The organism is Wolbachia endosymbiont (group A) of Portevinia maculata, assembly GCF_964028525.1.
Lineage (GTDB): Bacteria > Pseudomonadota > Alphaproteobacteria > Rickettsiales > Anaplasmataceae > Wolbachia.
Map to the genome: position 1 here is coordinate 490,458 of NZ_OZ034786.1, position 17,495 is coordinate 507,952.

The window sequence follows — 17,495 nt, forward strand, 5'->3', positions numbered from 1 at the left end:
TTAATATAATTATAATAAATTATTAAATGGTAAACTACAATATTTATTCTTCAACTTACTGTTTCAACAAACTTTCTGTTAGCTACAGGTTCAACATTACCACCCTCAAGTGAACTTGAAGGTCTGTTACAGCAATATATGATTACAGCAGCAACTAAACAACAAGCTCCAACTGCTATTCCCACTGCTAACATCTCTAGGCAAACTACAATAGCCGCTCCCGAAGCAACTCCAGCTAGTGCTAGTGCAGAAGCAGCTATAACAGGCAGCTTACTACTTTTTGTACTTTGTGGGTGCGTTTCAACATCGTTATCTTCAACAACTACGTTATTAGAATTACCGATGACAATAATCTGCGGACCTTGTGAATCACCTTTACCTGTAGGTTGATCATTACCCTCTTTACTATCTGTTGTAGTTACCACAGGCTCTTCATTGTCAGTAATATCTTCAGTTGTAGACACATCGCCAGCATTTGAAGAGGTGCTGCTATGCTCATCACTGCTTGAGAGACTAGCATTATCATCCAAGGTGTTTGTATCGTTAACTAAAGTTTCTGGTTGTGGATTATCTTCACTTTCACGCTGGTGATTATCCTCCTCATCACTTGAGGAATCTGGCGTATCACTTGTTTGTAGTGTTATGTATTCAGTAGACTGATTAGCAAGAGTACCTGTAGTATCACTAACATCTTTACTTGAAGAATCTAGCTCATCACTTACTGATGGTGCATGATCATTTTGAATTACAAGCCATTCACTAAGAAGTTTCACAATCTCTCTGAGTTTGCCTCCTTGTTTACTTTTCTCCTCGCCCTCTAAACTAGCAACTTTTGTCTTGGCTTTGCTTAATGCTTCCCGTAAAGCAAATTCAGCAGATGCAGTTATATAAATTTTTTTCTGTCCCACTATAAGTTTTACTGTCTCAAGATCAACACTCTCAAGAACATTACAAAGAATTTCTTCTATGGCCTTTCCTTGGTTAGTTTGAATCCTAGAAAACGGAAACAATTCCTTAATTTCTTTAAGTTTGCTTTCTTGTTGATTCTTTTCCTCGCCCTGCAAACCATTAATTTCTGCCTCGGCCTCATTTATCGTTTCTCGAAGAGTAAAAAGTTCTCTCAAACTGGTCGACCTTTCATTACTTTGTGTCTTTTTTTTAGGACGGAAAAAATTAGAAAGTCTTTTCTGAACCGACCCCTTTTTACTTTGTCTCTCCTCTTTAGAGTTGGTCGACTTGTCAGCATCAGGAGTTTCTATTCCCGAATTGGTCAAAATATTAACATCGGAAAGTCCTCCTCCCAAACTGACTGACTTCTTTTTACTTTGTTTTAAATGGACCTGATTGACACCCATAGTAGGTACTCCTAGACGGGTGTGCTTACTAGGTTTAGGATTGTTCAAATACTTGTTAAAATATTCTACACGTTCAACCACAGTCTTTTCACCTTCTTCAAGATTATTCGGACTGCCAATATCAAAAATTTCCCCCGAATTGGCCCATTTTTCAAACGATTCTACCAAACTAGTCTCATCCCTTTTGTTTTGTTCCCTCAAATTGATCGTCGATCCTCCTTTAGAATTAGTCAAATTGTCAATATTAGGAAGTCCTCCTCCCAAACTGACTGACTTTTCACTTTGTTCTTTAAATTTGGTCATTACACCCTCCTTATTATAATTGCCTCTGGGCTTCTTTATTGAAGCCCTTATGTCACCCATAATACCATTTCTTCTATCTTTGTCAAGAAATTTATCATTTCTATTGCTGAGCTCAGAATATATATTAATTATTTCAGAGAATGAAGCATTCTTATGTTGATCTTTCACTCGTTCAAAATATTGTTTATCGCTACTTGAATGGGTGCTTGGAATAAGACAACTGGGTACAGTTAGTACATCATACACTTCCCTAGCAGTCCGGGAAAGGATGTAGCATGTTGCAGATGTATTATTATCCGACTTAAAATTTTTTGGCTTTATTTTTAAAATAAGATCATGATAAACTTCCAATTTGTGGTCACGTAGCGCCGGCACGGAATGTCTTCCTATTTTTAATTGTTTGCCTACATGTTTATAGCCCATAAAATTAGGTGGTAATGAAGGTATGGAATCTGATCGATCAACTACTCTAATAGTCTTTCTTCCGAAGAGCTCATTACAGACTTTAGCAGCATTACGGTTAAAAACCCTTGGTGCACCAAAAGTTGCAATATGCAAATCTTTTGCATCCTCTGTTACACTTAAACATAGAGCAGCTATGTTAGCGACAGCACCTCCCATGCTGTGACCTGTAAGATTAATTTTTAAATCTCTGATTTCTAATCCTTGATCGTTAGCATATCCTTTTAATATCCCGTAAAGGCTCTCCCAGGAATTTTCAAATACGGAGTAGAAGCCTAGGTGAATTTTACCACCTTTGGGCAGAAGTTCATATTGACGAATTAAAGGTATTTCAACATCTCTCTTGAAGTCATAAGAATTACAAGTACCGCGGTATGCTATAGTTACTTCCTTACCCCTTATGAAAACATAACCAGTATGTCGAACTTCTTGGTCAGAAATAATGCCATGAAATTGAACAACTTTGTAACCCTCTTTCTCAAGTTGAGCAGGAGTTTTATATCCTCCTTTCTTTAGCTTAACAAACTCATTGTTTTTACAACCACAATCACTAACATAATAGCCTACCATAGCGAAGTTGATCATCTCTAATAACTTCTTTTGGTTAAATCCTGCAATTTTAGTTAGATTCCTAGAATTATTCCTGCTTTTACCTTTTCCTGTAACACCTGCTGTTTGTGGAATAGGTTTTCTAAGTAGATTAATTATATATTACCTCACATAAATAACTAATCTAGTATAGTATTAGACAACAATCTTGCCAAGCAAATTATTAACTCTCTTAGCAAACAGACTTACATCATCCATCTCTTCACCTTCCACGATGCAAGCTTGGTAAAATAATAAATGAATCATGTCTTCCAATGTTGGGTTTTCACCATTTTCAGCGTGAGATTTCATTATGCTTTTTATTACAGGATGCTTAGTGTTAATTTCCAGTACCTTTGGCGTGCGGTAATTTAGCTGCTTTTGTTCACGCAAAAAACGCTCCATGCGAAGATCCATAGCACCTTCATCAACTGCTAGACATACAGGGCTGTCAGTCAGTTTTTTTGAGATTTTCACGCTTTTCACTGAATTGCCAAGAACCTTGGTGAAATATTGCAGTATAGAGTCCGTATTTTCTTCAGTCTTTTCTTCATCTTGCTTATTTTCCTCATCTTTTTTATCTTCTTCTGAAGAGAATTTTTCCAAATCAACATCAGCGCGGGTCACAGACTTAAATTTTTGATCTTTATATTCATGAATCACGCTAGTCCAGAAATCATCAACTGGATCAACAAATAGGAGCACTTCTAGTCCTTTACTGACGAATCCCTCAAGTTGCGGACTGTTTTTCACTGAATCGAGGCTATTCCCGGTGAGATAATAGATATGTTCCTGCTCAGGCTTCATTCTGCTTATGTAGTCATCAATGCTGACTAATTTCTCATCACCAGTGCTATGAAATCTGCAAATCGAGAGTAGCGCTTCTCTCTCATCAGTTGGCATAGCTTCACAAAGACCCTCTTTTAATACTGCACCAAAATTGGTCCAGAATTTTGTATATTCCTCTAAATTCTCTTTTGCCTTTTTACCGAGCTCTGATATCGCGCGTTTAGTTAAGGATTTTCTGATTTGCTCAACAACACGATTATTCTGCAGCGTTTCTCTGCTGATATTAAGAGGCAAGTCCGGTGAATCAACAATACCTTTCAGAAAACGTAAATACTGCGGTATGATCTGTACGTTATCTTCAGTGATAAATACTTTATTTACATATAACTTAACAGAGCAACGTCTATCTGGATGAAATAAATCAAAAGGTTTAATAGAGGGAACATAAAGCAAATTTGTATATTCTATTGCACCTTCATTTTTATTATGCAATATCATCCAAGGCTCCCCGCCAACGTGAGCAACACTGCGGAAAAAATCATTGTGTTCCTCTTGAGTAACATCATTTTTTGGCTTAGTCCAAATTGCAGCCTTACTGTTTAACTTTTCACTTTTTCCTTCTTCATTTATGAATTCAACAGGAAAATTTATGTGATCAGAGTAAGTAGTGACAATGTTTTCAACACGAAATTTATCTAAAAACTCATTCTCTTCAGGACGCATAATGAGTGTAATTTTAGTTCCACGAGAAATTTGATTATCTAGTTTACTTATCGAATACTCTCCATCTCCCTTGGATTTCCAGACCCAAGACTCCTCCTCTCCAGCTTTTCTTGACTCTACTATTACTTCTGATGCAACCATAAAGCTTGAGTAAAAACCAACACCAAACTTCCCAATCAGCTCCACAGCTTGGCTTGAATCCTTGCTATTTTTAATCGCATCTAAGAACTTTTGCGTACCAGAGCTTGCAATTGTACCAAGGTTATCTATTAAATTTTGTCTGTTCATTCCGATGCCATTATCAGTGATATATAGCTCGTTCTTATCTTTATTGGAGCTAATAGTGATTTTTAACTCATCACTTGAATCTAGCAAATTTGAATTAGATTGAGATTCATAGCGCAATTTATCACATGCATCCGATGCATTTGATATTAACTCACGCAGAAAAATGTCCTTATTAGTATAAAGTGAATGAATCACTATATTCAGTACTTTCCCTACTTCAGCGTCAAATTTTAAATTTTCAGTTTCTTGTACGTTATGCATTTTGAGCTCCATTATTTGCCTACTACCCTAATAATCTAAGTATTGCACTGCAATCTTTCAAGGTCACGCACGCCAAAATTAATGTAGCCGCCATATTATGACACCCAATTTATGGGATCTCTTGCATAAAAATTCCTTGACACCCTTCGCCAACCCCCTTATCATGAAACTGAAGGTATTCATTTATCTTCATCTGTGCAGATTAAACAGCAAGAAAACAACGTAGTTGGCGTCTTATTTTTAATTTTTTGCACTATGTGCACCTTATGTCTTCACAACATTTCTGGGTTTTTACCTATATAAGCTGAAACGCGCTTATAAGTCGTTTAAGACAGTATAGTACGCCAATTTGCAGGATTAGAGAGTGACAACTAGCTAACACGGGGTTTCTCTTGCCTTTTTTTCTGCTTAGTAAATTTCTTAAACATTTAAGCTAAGGTTAGTTGCACTTAAAAGCAGCTAAATTGCAGCGTTTAAGACTTAAAAAAACGCCAATACAGAAAATAGACAATGACCAGGGCTTCTTTTGCCTTTTTTTCCGTTTGGTAAATTTCTTAAATATTTATAGCTAAACGACAATCGTCATCCCGCTGCTTGTTAGCGGGATCTAGAGATACCGTGACGGTATGACGAGGGAGAACAGTTAGCGGCTGAGATACCGCGAATGAATCGCGGTATGACGTAGGACTGCTGTCATTCCAGTACTCCTTTTTTTGTCATCCCAGTGCTTGACACTGGGATCCAGTTTTCCATATAATCTCATCGAAAACGTTGTATTTTAACGTAAAACATCTATTTTTATGCTTACCAACTTAATAAAATTCCTGGATCCCAGTGTCTGGGCACTGGGATGACACCATTCTTTTTTCTGGATTCCAGACTGGAATGACACCGTCTTGGATGGAAACCAGTGTCAGCTACTTTCATGACACCATCATAAGGTGAAACTGGATCCCAGTATCTGGGCACTGGAATGACAGGAGATACCGTCTTGTTAGTCAACAAAAAAATTATAAAAATTTCCCAAGTTGCATCATAAAATCAAAAAATACTTCCAATTGTGTAACAGTACACAGATTATAGTTAGTGGATATGTTGATAAGTAAATTAGTTTTATACGCACAAAACAGATGAAGTTTACTTATCAACATATCCACTAACCAACAACATTCAATAAATTTGTGTAAGATACCACTTTACATAAGATAGATAGGAAGCATTTTTGATTTTAAAGTACTAAACCTTCAGTCAACCTCCTAGCCCTGTAGTTTTTGATATGGTTAGGATCAAAAGCACTTTTGGATGTCAGAATACCGAAAATGATATGGAGTAGCTTACGCATTGCAGCACCAACGATGGCCATATTATGCTTACCCTTTTCCTTTAATCTTTGGCAAAAGCTCATAATGATAGGATTGTGATTCTTAGCTACTATGGCAGGAAAGAAAAGTGCCTTACGTAATGTTTGTGAACCGGATTTACTTAATCTGGGTTTGGCATATACAGAGGAACCTGACGTCATATTTCGTGGTATAACTCCTGTATATGCTGCCAATTGCCTGGCATCTCTAAAAACCTCTATATCAGAAACTTCAGCTAAAATAGCTATTGCTGATTCTTCTCCTATGCCTGGAATAGTCAATAGAAGTTGAAAATTTTCCAACAATTCTTTGTGTTGATTTAATAGTTCACGTACGGAGTTTTTTATTGTTTCTATTTTTTGAGCTATATTCATTGCAAGGTCTTCCCAAGCATTTGCAACTTCTTTAGGCAGTCTCTCTTTTTTTTCTAAGTGGTTATTTACTAATGTTAACTCATCTTTTAACGCAACTGAGCAACGATAAAGATGTTTTAATTTTTTCATTTCAGGAGAAGGTGGTGTCCAACTAGAAGGTTCCTGTCTTTGGCAATAATCAGCAATAACTTCTGCATCGGTCTGATCATTCTTTTGTCGTATCAGCTTACTCCTTGCATAAGATTTTATGCAATAAGGATTTACAACACTTACAAAATGTCCAGCATTGTGTAGAAATTCAGCCAGTGCTTCGCTATAACAACCAGTAGATTCCATGCAGGTTTTTACTTTTTCTACATTATGTTTGTGTAGAAAATTCAGTAGACTTTGAAACCATCGTTCTTAAAGCTTCTTTTTCTAGTTTCACGCTTTCCTTTTTTGCTTATAAATGAGAGAAAAACATCAAAGCGATCTTTTGATATATCTATGCCCAAAAAGTTGTTGATCATATATAACCCCATACGTTACCATTAAAAATGAAAAGTAAGGCTAACCTTGTGAATACAGAATTAGAACCATTCAGGTCTTTCTACGATACCGTCCAGCCTATACTTTTGAGAAGGGAATTCTTATCTCCTCTACAGATTTTATATCTAAGAAGAAGCACAGAGTTCCTCCCTTCTCCACCTAATGCTTAAGCTTAAAACATTAGATGCTTTTGACAAGATACAAGAAGGAGGCACTGGGATGACATCATAGAGGCGCTGGGATGACACCCGGACAATCGTCATCCCGCTGCTTGTTAGCGGGATCTAGAGATACCGCGGCGGTATGATGGTTCGTGGCGGTATAATGAAGCTTGAAAGCGGATCACCTTTCACGACCTGTATTTACTTCAGGAGTATTAACAGGTGTTATCGTTGGGTTTTCAAGCTTTGTTGCCTGCTTCAAACCCTCGCTTATACTTTGGTCCTGATTTAAAATTTTATCAAAGTGCTTACTCTTTTGTTGCTCTTCGTTATTTGACGTATCTCTTTGAGCATCTTCTTTTATGCCACGAGCATTTTCCACACTCTTTTCATCCTCACCTAAAAGTTTTTCTAATATTTTCTTAACAAAGCGCTTCAGAAGACTCAAAAACCCTTCTTCTTTTTGATTTTCTTGTGGTTGAGGTGTGGTATCTTTTTTGCCTGGCTCAGTGTTGGGCTTCTCTTTTACAGAACTCTTGCTCACTGAGGGACTAACGATGTGCTCTGATGGCTGTGTATCTGTTTGTACAGAAGCCTCAGAAGTCTTTTTTTGTCCACTCTGTTCAACGCTTTTACCTTCTGCTGTAGTTTCTCTAAGAGTGTTGGCTGCTTCTTGAAATTTTTTGTCATTTTTTGATTCTGCAACTTTTTCACTTGTGAAGATGCCCTTCCCTTTATATTGTTGGTCAAGCTCAGCAATTCTTTCAAAATCTTGACGTATTTTTTCATCTGTACGCCTTTTTTGACTTTCAAATTTCTGATTCAATTCTGCAACGCTTTTCATTTTGTTTTCGAGCTCTTTACTTTTCATAGCCTTTAGAGCCTTTGTTCCTTTTGCAATATAATTAACCTTCTCTTCTAACGGAGTACCTTCTGGAAAAGCACCTGGAGAACGTTCAAAGACACCTTTAAACTTTTTTTCAACACTTTCTTTAGATGTCTGGGCCATACCTGTTATACCAATTCCCACTATGTAAAGAACAGATAGACAATAATGGGAAAGAAGTGATACTAAAGTAGATAAAATAGAGAGGTATAAATGGCATTAAGGTCAAAACTATTAGACGAAAAAGTTGTAAATTTGGCGAAAGAAATGTTAAAAAAGGTCAGAAATAACGCATATGTTTCAAAAAAGTTACAAGCGGTGATAGTAGGAAAAGAAAGTAGTATAAGCGCTGTGGCAAGAATATGTAAAATTTCAAGGACTGCTTTGACTGAATGGATAAAGCATCTAAAATTTGGTAGAGTAGAAAGATTATTTGCCCCGTCTCAACGGCGAAGGAAAAGCAAATTAAACAAAAATCAACGTGAGCAAATTGAAATATGGGTAGAAAGAAATCCAAATATTACTATTAAGGAAGTGCAAATAAAAATCTCAGAGGAATTTGGCCTAAACATTAGCAAATCAACAGTGCACCGTGAGATACAAAGGATGAAATTTTCTTACATAACACCGAGGCCAATTCACCATAAACAAGATAAAAAAAAGCAAGAAGAGTTTAAAAAATACTTCAATAAAATAGTCAATTCCCACCCTGAAAAGGAGGTATTTTTTTGATGAATCACGATTTGGAACTCATTCAAAAATCGGACACGGATGGTTTAAAAAAGGGGTCAGAACGCAGGTTAAAATGAAAATTGGTAGACAAAATTTCTATATCTACAGTGCAGTAAATCCAAGAAGTGGTAAGAAAATTAGCCTACTTGCTCCATATGTAAACACTGATTGTATGAATATATTTCTGGAGCAGATGTCGAAAGATTTAGGCACGAAAAAAGTCTTTCTTGTAATGGATTGTGCAGGTTGGCATAGATCAAAAAGTTTGAAATTTCAGGAAAACATTACCATTATATACTTGCCTCCTTATTCACCGGAACTGAATCCTGTTGAGAGGCTGTGGCAATATATCAAACACAATACTTTACGCAACAGAGTCTACGATACCATAGGCTTACTTGAAGATGTTCTGTGTAATTTTATTGTCAGTATTTCCAGCACTACTATTAAACGAGTTTGTAATGTTTCTTATTTGTTCGATTAGTAATGGAATTTGGTATTACCTATTAAAACATATCATATAACCAGTATATTAGCTAATTATATAAAAAACAGTTAACATAACTTGTGGTAAAGAGTAAGAGCGTCCTATTTATATTTTTTTTATTAAAATGCTATTTACTTATTAAGTTGAAATGTATAACCATATAAGAGATGAAGGATAGTCAATTAGCAGTAGTATTCGATTGGGATAATACCTTAGTTGACACTCAAGATAACATTTTTAATGCTATTAAGCATACCATAAACTCAATGGGGTATAGTAATAAAGCTGCTGATAGAAATTCCCATGAGTCGAGAAAGAGCTATATGGTCAATTTATTTGGCGATCAGTGGAAAAAAGCGAACCAGATATATCAACAATATTTAGACGATGCACTATTGCAAAAAATTGCTCTGAATCAAGGAGTAGAGAAAATGTTGCAGACACTGAAAAGCCACAATATTTATCTAGCAATAGTAAGTAATAAGAAAAATACTAATTTACGTAAAGAAGTTGCCTATTTTAAACTAGATTCTTACTTTGAAAGAGTAGTTGGGTCATGCGATACCGCGGAAGATAAACCATCTGCAACCCCACTGCTATTTGCACTAGAAGAGAGTACGTTGCCTATAAATAGAGAAAATGTGTTTTTCGTTGGTGATAGCATCACAGATGTTCTGTGTGCACAAAATGCCAATTGTTTACCTATTATATACGGTCAATCAATAAGCGGTTATGAAGATTTGTCATGTTTTCAACATTTTGATAAACTTACAGATTTTATAATAAAGTATTTAGAAGATAGGTAATGACCGCTGTTACAGAGATTGCCAGTATACAAAGGCGCTTTTGCGCATATTTAATAGATGTAGCAATTTTATTAATTCCAACTTTATTAATTATACTGCTATTAGAGGATTCTCCGTTGATCTTACATCTATCATACATGTGTGTAAATTGTAGTTACTTCACATATTTTATATCTTCAAAGGCCCAAGCAACTCCAGGTCAACAGTTAATGAATATATGTACTATCAATTTAGATAATTCTAAAATAGACTTGAATTTAGCGTTTGACAGAAGCACTTCCCAGTTTTTTCTTCCTTTGTTAAACAGTGTAGTAGTTGTCCTTACTGAATTTTTGCAAGATCAGGAGGTATTAGTGAATGTCTTGAGTGCATTGAAAGTAATTATAATGCTGCTCACTCTCTGCTGGTATCTAGTTGCTTGTTTTTCTAAAAAGAAACAGACATACCACGACATGCTATTTAATACGGTTGTTATCAAAGGAACTATTAAATGAGTTGCTATAATCATCGTTATCATATAAATTATGCTGATAAATTGAACTAAGGGAAGATTATGAATGAAGAGATAGTAAAACATTTGAACAAATTATTGACCAATGAGCTGACTTCTGTACGTCAGTATCTTTTGCATTTTGCGGTTCTCAAAAACAATGGAATTAATAGACTTGCAGAAAAGGTAAAAAATGAGCTTAACGAAGAACTTGAACATGCAAACAAGTTGGCAGAAAGAATTTTATTGCTTAAAGGCGTACCAAATTTTCAAGATACAAATGAAATATCAAAGTATGATGGAAAGTTTGCAAAAGACACAATACAGAAAATCTTAGAGGCTAATTTAAAATTAGAGGGAAAAGGTATTAAGGATATCAAAGAAACGATTTCTATCGCTGAGAAAGAAAAAGATTTTGTTAGTGTAATGTTATTAGAAGAGATGTTAAAAAATGAAGAAGAGCACTTCCATTGGATTGAGAAACAGATAGACCTTATTGAACTAATGGGTGTTGAAAACTATTTAAGAACACAAATATAGAGTGTTAAAAAAAACAGTATTTATTTTAATTATACCTTGCTTGCTTCTTTTTTTATTAGGATTATGGCAAGTATTCAGATTGAACTGGAAGAATAATATTATTAAAAGTATGAGTCTTCCAGTTGTTCATCTATTGCCCAATAACGACCTTGAAAAATTTAACTATAGGCATGTCAAGATCGATGGGATTCTAAGTGACATAGAACTATATGTTTTTGCAGGGCAACACGGCTATCACGTGCTGTCTCCTATGTTGCTCACCACTGGACGTTACATGTTGGTGAATAAAGGAATAGTCAGAGAAAAAAAGGAGAAAAAAGTAAAAATTGAAAAAGTAGTTGCAGATGGAACTTTATATTGCGATAGCAATAAAAGCAAAAATTGGTTCATCAAAAACGATACTGCTTCGAATACATGGTTTACCCTGAGTACAGAGGAAATTTCCAATGAGTTAGGTATTAAGCTAGAGAAGTGTGTATTGTGGCCGAACAATTTTGGCAGCAAAGTAGCTATACAGCCAATGAAGCATTTGGAATATGCAATCACTTGGTTTGCACTTTCCTTAACTTGGTTGATTATGTGCGTAATTTACTATAGGCAAAACCTCAATAAAGCTTGAAGCTTTCTGTACATAAAATTAGAAAAGTAGTTATTCATCTTTATCACTACCAAGGTCTTTTAACATACTGTAATTGCCTTTTCTAAATCTACTTTTTAAAGACGTAACTCCACTTTCGCTAATACCACTGAGGCTCAGTGCAGCTCCACCTAGCTGCAATCCTATCTCAGATGTTTCAGGAATAATTTTACTAGCTCCTAGATCTCTATAAACCTCCACATTACTCAGATCTGGTAAGCGTATTACAATATTTACATGCGGAAAATTTGCAGCAACTAAGGAAACAACTTTTTTTATAGTAACTTCATTCTTTATTGAAATAACGAGAGCTTGAGCTCTTTCTATTCCTACTGATTTTAAAATTTCACATCTTGTAACATCTCCAAGATATATAGGAAAACTATCACTTTTTCCTTCTTTGACTATTTTTGATTGAATATCTACAACAACGTAACTTAAATGCTCTGCAGTAAGCATTTTTGTTACCATATATCCCACTCTACCAAATCCAGCAACTATTACATGGTTATAAAGATCTTGTGTATCTGTTTCAACAGCTTCATCATCTAATATTATTTTCTCAGTGCTAAATGAGTTTGCTATCCAATCTCCAAGCCCCGATAAAAGAGGAGTGAAAGCCATGGTTACTGTAGTTACCATCATAAGTACTTGAGCGATTTCACTTGGTAGCACATTTAGTTCATTTGCTAAGCGAAATAAAATAAACGCAAATTCACCGCCTTGTGAAAGTAGTAACCCAGCTTGTATAGCAGGTGCACTCTTAAACCCAAAAAATCTACACAATATATATATGATAGATGTTTTTAAAACGATAAGGATAATCGATAATAAAGTAATTAGTGGTAACTTGTTGAGTAAAAGTTCGGTATTGATAGACATACCAACAGTCATGAAAAATAAGCCAAGAAACAAATCTTTAAATGGCAATACTGCGTGTTCTACTGAGTGTCTGTATTCTGTTTCTGCAACTAACAATCCAGCGACAAATGCACCTAATGCCAACGATAAATGGAATTGCTCAGTAATAAATGCTGCTCCTAATACTATTAAAAGCGTTGTTGATATAAAGACCTCATTACTTTCCATTTTAGCAATAACCGAAAATAAAGGTCTAAGCAATAATCTACCAGTTATAAATATCAGCACTAATGCAATAGCTGCTTGCACCAATGAACCTGCCAATGAGCTTATCAGGCTGTGCTCAGAATTGCCAGCAAGTAAAGGTACCAATACTATTAATGGTACCACTGCAAAATCTTGCATTAATAGTACTGCTATTGACAACCTACCAACCTGACTTGCTTGAGAACCTTTTTCTTGCAGAACCTGCAACACTATTGCTGTTGAGGATAGCGCAAGCCCACCACCAATAACTGTTGCTATATTCGTATTCACTCCGAAAGCAAGAGCGATGCACCATATTGCTACCATGGTAACTATAACTTGAAGAGAACCGAACCCAAATACATGAATACGCATAGCGATCAGGCGTTCAAATGTCAATTCAAGGCCTATAATGAATAATAGGAAAACTACACCAAATTCTGCAAGATTATCCATTGCTTCAGCTGAGTGTATCAGATTAAATCCATGAGAACCAATAACTGCACCTGCAACGAAGTAACCGAGCACTGGACTAATATTCATTTTCCAGAACGCTATGACTATAAACACAGCAGCAGAAAGTAAAATTATAATATCAAACAAATGCTGAGAGCCACTGTGCATGATATTTAACCTGTAGAATTAGACCATTTAATTGAGCAGCCAATACTTGATTTTTGGTCAATTGGAGAATTACCAGTTTCTGCAATAAATTTCATAGCTTGAAATAAGTCACTACTTCCTACTTCATAGCTTTGAACCTTTTCTTTTTTTGTGTCATTAAAACGTCCACGATAGCAAAGGTTTAAATTGGAATTAAAGCCAAAAAAGTCAGGAGTGCAAACAGCCCCGTATTCTTTAGCTATTTTCTGTGTACTATCAATTAAATATGGAAATGTAAACTTATTTTCCTTGGCAAAATTAATCATATTTTCAAAGGAATCTTCTGGATATTCATTTACATCATTTGACATTATTGCAACGGTGTTTACCTGATAATCTTTTTTCAATTGATCAACATCGCTTACCAGATTGCTAATAATTGACTGAACGTAAGGACAGTGATTGCATATAAACATTACAATAAGACCATTTTTTCCACAACAGTCACTTAATGTATAGTATTTATTGTCTACTCCCAAAAGATTAAAATCTTTTGCAGTAAAACTAAAATCGACTTTAGGAGTATTCAGAGCAACCATAGACTATTATTATACCATATGTAATTTACGGTCTTATTATTTAAATGTCAAACGGTTTCTATGTATACTGTTTGCATATTCTTTTTTAGTATTATAATTATAAAACTTATGTTCATAACTTTCGAAGGAATAGACGGCTCTGGTAAAACAACACAATCTAAGCTACTTGCAAATCATTTTAAGCAAATTCACGGCGAAAATAATGTAGTGTCGACTCGAGAACCAGGTGGCACTGATTTTGCAGAAAAGATAAGAGGAGTGTTGTTAACAAATAATATTGATCCTATTTCTGAACTCTTGCTACTTATCTCGATGAGGCACGAACATATGAAAAAATTAATATTACCAGCTCTTGCAGAAGGGAAAATAGTGATTTGTGATCGGTTTATTGATTCAACCATTGCATACCAAGGATATGGGTTTGGAGTTGATTTAAAACTAATAGAAGATTTGCACAGGTTGGCTGGAGTTAGATATCCAGATATTACATTTATTCTAGATATTGATGTTAAAGTTGGGTTAAGTAGAGCGAAAGACAAGAATAAATATGAAGAAATGGATGTTAATTTTTATAATAAAGTTGGAAAAGGGTTTAAAGAAATCGCCATAAAAGAGCCCGTTAGGTGCCATGTCATCACTGAAATTGAAACAAAAAATGATAATCAAGTACACACTAAGATTATTGATAAAATCACTATTGCAAAGACTTAACTATATTTATTTAACCTCTACTAATTTAAACCGAACCTTTAACTTGTGATAGAAAATTATTAATTTTAGGTAACATTATTTCACATGAATAACTTTTTGTTTGAGTAGCTAAAAAATCCTGTATTTTGTCTGGATCTTCTTCACTTATTATCTTATATGCCCTTGTGAGGTTCATTAATTCACTTCTATTTTTTTTATTACTTACTTCAGTAATAGTAAAAAATTGATCAAAATGGTCTAAGAGGTCTTTATTTTTTATTGAAGACACAATATCGTCAATTTCTTTCACAGATAATGCAAGTTCGTGTGCTTTACTACGATCTTCAAAACAAAGATTAACAAGCGCGTTGCAAAACCTATCTCTCGTAGTACTTCTCACTTCTGCTAATAAGGATTTAATATTTTCTTGGCAATACACTCTCTTTACTGATTCAGCTGGTTCAACCATACCAAGAACATTCTTTACCAAAGATTTTTTTTCACAACTAAATATGAACATGTAATAACCCATAGATAGAGTAAAGAACAAGAATACGGCTGGGAGCAAAAATGGCACTAGTACATTTTGTGATACAGGAAAGAGAAACCAGACAGCAGTTGCTGCTGATACAACAAGAAATAGCCCTAATAAAGTTAATTGCGCTCTTTTTTTATACTTATGATCAATGACTGCATTTACACCAATAGAAGCTACGTCAACCATTACTCATACCTCATTAAACAGTAATACTAACTGAATGATAGCATTATCGTGATGAAAATGCAACATTATGAATATTCTAATACAATTTATATTGACAGTTACAATTCTGAATGTTTTATTGCAGCGTTAGCTGATTAGCATTTTAAGCTAGGGTCAGATCTAATAGAGAGAGGATTTTTTTATTTTCTCATTCTTCTCATTTTCCTCTCTAACAATTTTTTTTCCGCTTAATATGTCCTTTATTTCATCTCCTGTTAAAGTTTCAAACTCCAGTAGATTTTCGGCAATGAGATCTAAGCCTTTCTTATGCTTGGTCAAAATGTCTTTCGCTTTTTCATAGCAAGAAGACACAACTTTCTTCACTTCTTCATCTATAAGTTTTAACGTATCTTCAGAAATTATCTCAGAACCATGCATAGTTTGTTCGCGATTGTGATAGATCGGACCTATTTTGTCGCTCATTCCCCATTTTGTTACCATAGAACGTGATAAATCTGATGCTAGTTTTATATCTGAAGATGCGCCGCTTGTGACTTTATCATAGCCAAAAATTAGCTCTTCTGCCACACGTCCACCCATTGCAACAGTTATATCTGCTAGTATCTTTTCTCTTGTGAGGGACACTCTATCTGTTTCTGGTAGTCTCATAACTAAACCGAGTGCCCTACCGCGTGGAATAATTGTTGCTTTGTGTATAGGATCAGAAGCAGGCATATTAACAGCAATCATCGCATGGCCAGCTTCATGGTATGCAGTCAGTCTCTTTTCCTCTTCTGTCATAATGAGAGATCGCCTTTCCACACCCATCATCACTTTATCACGTGCATATTCGAAATCATCCATGGTAACAATCTTCTTGTTTCTTCTTGCAGCAATAAGCGCAGATTCGTTCACTAAATTTGCTAAATCAGCCCCTGAAAAACCAGGTGTTCCTCTTGCAACTGTTTTCACATTTACATCAGGGGCCATTGATATTTTCTTTATATGCGTATTTAATATTTTCTCGCGCCCATTTATATCGGGTAAAGAAATAGTAATCTGCCGGTCAAAACGACCAGGCCTAAGCAGTGCTGGATCTAAGACATCCGGACGGTTAGTCGCAGCAATTATTATTACGCCCTCATTAGACTCAAAGCCATCCATCTCAACTAATAACTGATTTAATGTTTGTTCTCTTTCGTCATTACCACCACCAAGACCAATGCCACGATGTCTACCCACCGCATCTATCTCATCTATAAAAATTATACAAGGAGCATTTTTCTTGCCTTGATCAAACATATCACGAACACGGCTCGCACCAACACCAACAAACATCTCAACAAAATCAGATCCAGAAATGCTAAAGAATGGCACATTAGCTTCTCCTGCAATTGCACGAGCAAGTAAAGTTTTACCAGTTCCAGGAGAGCCAATTAAAAGGCACCCTTTTGGTATTTTTCCACCTAATATTTGAAATTTTTGCCTTTGTTTAAGGAAATCAACGATTTCTACTAGCTCTTCTTTTGCTTCATCAATTCCGGCAACATCATCAAATGTTACTTTTTTCCCACTAGTCATGAGTCTAGCCCTTGACTTGCCAAAGCTTATAGTTCTGTTGCCCCCCGCTTGTGTTTGTTTAAGAAAGAATAGCAAAAAGCCAATAAAGATAAATGTTGGGACCCATGAGATAAGTAATCCACCAATTACGCTCATGGCAGAATCTCCAGTTGAAAAGGAGAATCTCACTTTTCTATCATGTAAATTTTTTATTAGGTCGCTATATATAACACCGCTTGAGTTGAAACTTGAACCATCCCTAAACTTGCCCTCAATGCTCTGGTTTTTTATGACAATATTTTCTACATCATTGTCTTCTAGTCTAGTTAAAAATTCCGAAAAAGGTATGGTTGTTTTACTTCTACCTACATTTCCGCTGAACTGAATATAAACAACTGAAATAAGAACAATAATTACTAACCAGATCAATAAGCCTTCTAAAAATTTTTTCATTTCTATTTC

15 protein-coding genes and 1 pseudogene are annotated in these 17,495 nt (G+C 35.3%); 6 read left to right on the top strand and 10 right to left on the bottom strand.

The genetic code is table 11. The features are described from left to right. Positions 1–50: 50 nt before the first annotated feature. The 6 genes and pseudogenes from ABWU36_RS02485 to ABWU36_RS02510 form a co-directional block, all read right to left on the bottom strand. Positions 51–2,705, bottom strand: coding sequence for a lipase family protein (locus tag ABWU36_RS02485; RefSeq protein WP_353272957.1), 2,655 nt, complete (start codon positions 2,703–2,705; stop codon positions 51–53). A 159-nt stretch (positions 2,706–2,864) separates the two neighbouring features. After that, on the bottom strand, positions 2,865–4,769 hold the full coding sequence (gene htpG / locus ABWU36_RS02490) for a molecular chaperone HtpG (RefSeq protein ID WP_353272958.1): 1,905 nt from the start codon (positions 4,767–4,769) through the stop codon (positions 2,865–2,867). A gap of 804 nt (positions 4,770–5,573) precedes the next feature. Beyond that, on the bottom strand, positions 5,574–5,771 hold the full coding sequence (locus ABWU36_RS02495) for a hypothetical protein (protein ID WP_353272959.1): 198 nt from the start codon (positions 5,769–5,771) through the stop codon (positions 5,574–5,576). A gap of 226 nt (positions 5,772–5,997) precedes the next feature. Further along, positions 5,998–7,013, bottom strand: a pseudogene (locus ABWU36_RS02500) (IS110 family transposase). Positions 7,014–7,157: 144 nt separating this feature from the next. Then, positions 7,158–7,295, bottom strand: coding sequence for a hypothetical protein (locus ABWU36_RS02505; protein ID WP_265017218.1), 138 nt, complete (start codon positions 7,293–7,295; stop codon positions 7,158–7,160). Positions 7,296–7,374: 79 nt separating this feature from the next. Then, positions 7,375–8,202, bottom strand: coding sequence for a hypothetical protein (locus tag ABWU36_RS02510; protein ID WP_253309896.1), 828 nt, complete (start codon positions 8,200–8,202; stop codon positions 7,375–7,377). 90 nt (positions 8,203–8,292) lie between these two features. Between ABWU36_RS02510 and ABWU36_RS02515 the strand changes: the two genes are divergently transcribed. The 5 genes from ABWU36_RS02515 to ABWU36_RS02535 all read left to right on the top strand — a co-directional run bounded on the left by ABWU36_RS02515 (position 8,293) and on the right by ABWU36_RS02535 (position 11,753). Further along, positions 8,293–9,295 (top strand): IS630 family transposase gene (locus ABWU36_RS02515; protein ID WP_353272868.1). Its coding sequence is split into 2 segments (ribosomal slippage): positions 8,293–8,802 and positions 8,804–9,295, totalling 1,002 coding nucleotides; the frame shifts between segments, so codons are not numbered across the junction. A 170-nt stretch (positions 9,296–9,465) separates the two neighbouring features. Continuing rightward, the gene (locus ABWU36_RS02520; protein WP_353272960.1) at positions 9,466–10,104 is read left to right on the top strand and encodes an HAD family hydrolase; all 639 of its coding nucleotides are present in this window, start codon (positions 9,466–9,468) and stop codon (positions 10,102–10,104) included. After that, on the top strand, positions 10,104–10,598 hold the full coding sequence (locus ABWU36_RS02525; RefSeq protein ID WP_253309894.1) for an RDD family protein: 495 nt from the start codon (positions 10,104–10,106) through the stop codon (positions 10,596–10,598). Before ABWU36_RS02520 ends, ABWU36_RS02525 begins: the two co-directional genes overlap by 1 nt. Positions 10,599–10,657: 59 nt before the next feature. Beyond that, entirely contained in the window at positions 10,658–11,134 is a 477-nt protein-coding gene (bfr, locus tag ABWU36_RS02530) for a bacterioferritin (RefSeq protein ID WP_253309893.1), read from the top strand. Position 11,135: 1 nt separating this feature from the next. Next, positions 11,136–11,753, top strand: a complete 618-nt coding sequence (locus ABWU36_RS02535; RefSeq protein WP_253309892.1) for an SURF1 family protein — start codon at positions 11,136–11,138, stop codon at positions 11,751–11,753. Positions 11,754–11,783: 30 nt separating this feature from the next. Here the strand turns inward: ABWU36_RS02535 and ABWU36_RS02540 are convergent, their stop codons facing one another. After that, complete coding sequence (locus ABWU36_RS02540) at positions 11,784–13,502, bottom strand: monovalent cation:proton antiporter-2 (CPA2) family protein (RefSeq protein ID WP_264688048.1); 1,719 nt, start codon at positions 13,500–13,502, stop codon at positions 11,784–11,786. Between the two features lie 5 nt (positions 13,503–13,507). Next, complete coding sequence (locus ABWU36_RS02545; protein WP_182367219.1) at positions 13,508–14,080, bottom strand: thioredoxin family protein; 573 nt, start codon at positions 14,078–14,080, stop codon at positions 13,508–13,510. A gap of 108 nt (positions 14,081–14,188) precedes the next feature. Here ABWU36_RS02545 and tmk point away from each other — a divergent pair, with 108 nt between their 5' ends. After that, positions 14,189–14,791, top strand: coding sequence for a dTMP kinase (gene tmk, locus ABWU36_RS02550; protein ID WP_253302246.1), 603 nt, complete (start codon positions 14,189–14,191; stop codon positions 14,789–14,791). A 25-nt stretch (positions 14,792–14,816) separates the two neighbouring features. Here tmk and ABWU36_RS02555 read toward each other — a convergent pair whose 3' ends face one another. Together ABWU36_RS02555 and ftsH are read right to left on the bottom strand one after the other, a co-directional pair. Continuing rightward, positions 14,817–15,494: a hypothetical protein gene (locus tag ABWU36_RS02555; protein ID WP_264688046.1), complete on the bottom strand. Its 678-nt coding sequence runs from the start codon at positions 15,492–15,494 to the stop codon at positions 14,817–14,819. Positions 15,495–15,653: 159 nt separating this feature from the next. After that, positions 15,654–17,486 (bottom strand): ATP-dependent zinc metalloprotease FtsH, encoded by a 1,833-nt coding sequence (gene ftsH / locus ABWU36_RS02560; RefSeq protein WP_264731997.1) that lies wholly within the window; start codon positions 17,484–17,486, stop codon positions 15,654–15,656. Between the last annotated feature and the right edge of the window lie 9 nt (positions 17,487–17,495).

Excerpts from the sequence above, each read along its gene's own strand:
- ABWU36_RS02525 (WP_253309894.1), top strand. The coding sequence starts at position 10,104 with ATGACCGCTGTTACAGAGATTGCCAGTATACAAAGGCGCTTTTGCGCA.
- bfr (WP_253309893.1), top strand. The coding sequence starts at position 10,658 with ATGAATGAAGAGATAGTAAAACATTTGAACAAATTATTGACCAATGAG.
- ABWU36_RS02540 (WP_264688048.1), bottom strand. The coding sequence starts at position 13,502 with ATGCACAGTGGCTCTCAGCATTTGTTTGATATTATAATTTTACTTTCT.
- tmk (WP_253302246.1), top strand. The coding sequence starts at position 14,189 with ATGTTCATAACTTTCGAAGGAATAGACGGCTCTGGTAAAACAACACAA.
- ABWU36_RS02505 (WP_265017218.1), bottom strand. The coding sequence starts at position 7,295 with ATGACGATTGTCCGGGTGTCATCCCAGCGCCTCTATGATGTCATCCCA.
- ABWU36_RS02555 (WP_264688046.1), bottom strand. The coding sequence starts at position 15,494 with ATGGTTGACGTAGCTTCTATTGGTGTAAATGCAGTCATTGATCATAAG.
- ABWU36_RS02520 (WP_353272960.1), top strand. The coding sequence starts at position 9,466 with ATGAAGGATAGTCAATTAGCAGTAGTATTCGATTGGGATAATACCTTA.
- ABWU36_RS02485 (WP_353272957.1), bottom strand. The coding sequence starts at position 2,705 with ATGATCAACTTCGCTATGGTAGGCTATTATGTTAGTGATTGTGGTTGT.
- ftsH (WP_264731997.1), bottom strand. The coding sequence starts at position 17,486 with ATGAAAAAATTTTTAGAAGGCTTATTGATCTGGTTAGTAATTATTGTT.
- htpG (WP_353272958.1), bottom strand. The coding sequence starts at position 4,769 with ATGCATAACGTACAAGAAACTGAAAATTTAAAATTTGACGCTGAAGTA.
- ABWU36_RS02510 (WP_253309896.1), bottom strand. The coding sequence starts at position 8,202 with ATGGCCCAGACATCTAAAGAAAGTGTTGAAAAAAAGTTTAAAGGTGTC.
- ABWU36_RS02545 (WP_182367219.1), bottom strand. The coding sequence starts at position 14,080 with ATGGTTGCTCTGAATACTCCTAAAGTCGATTTTAGTTTTACTGCAAAA.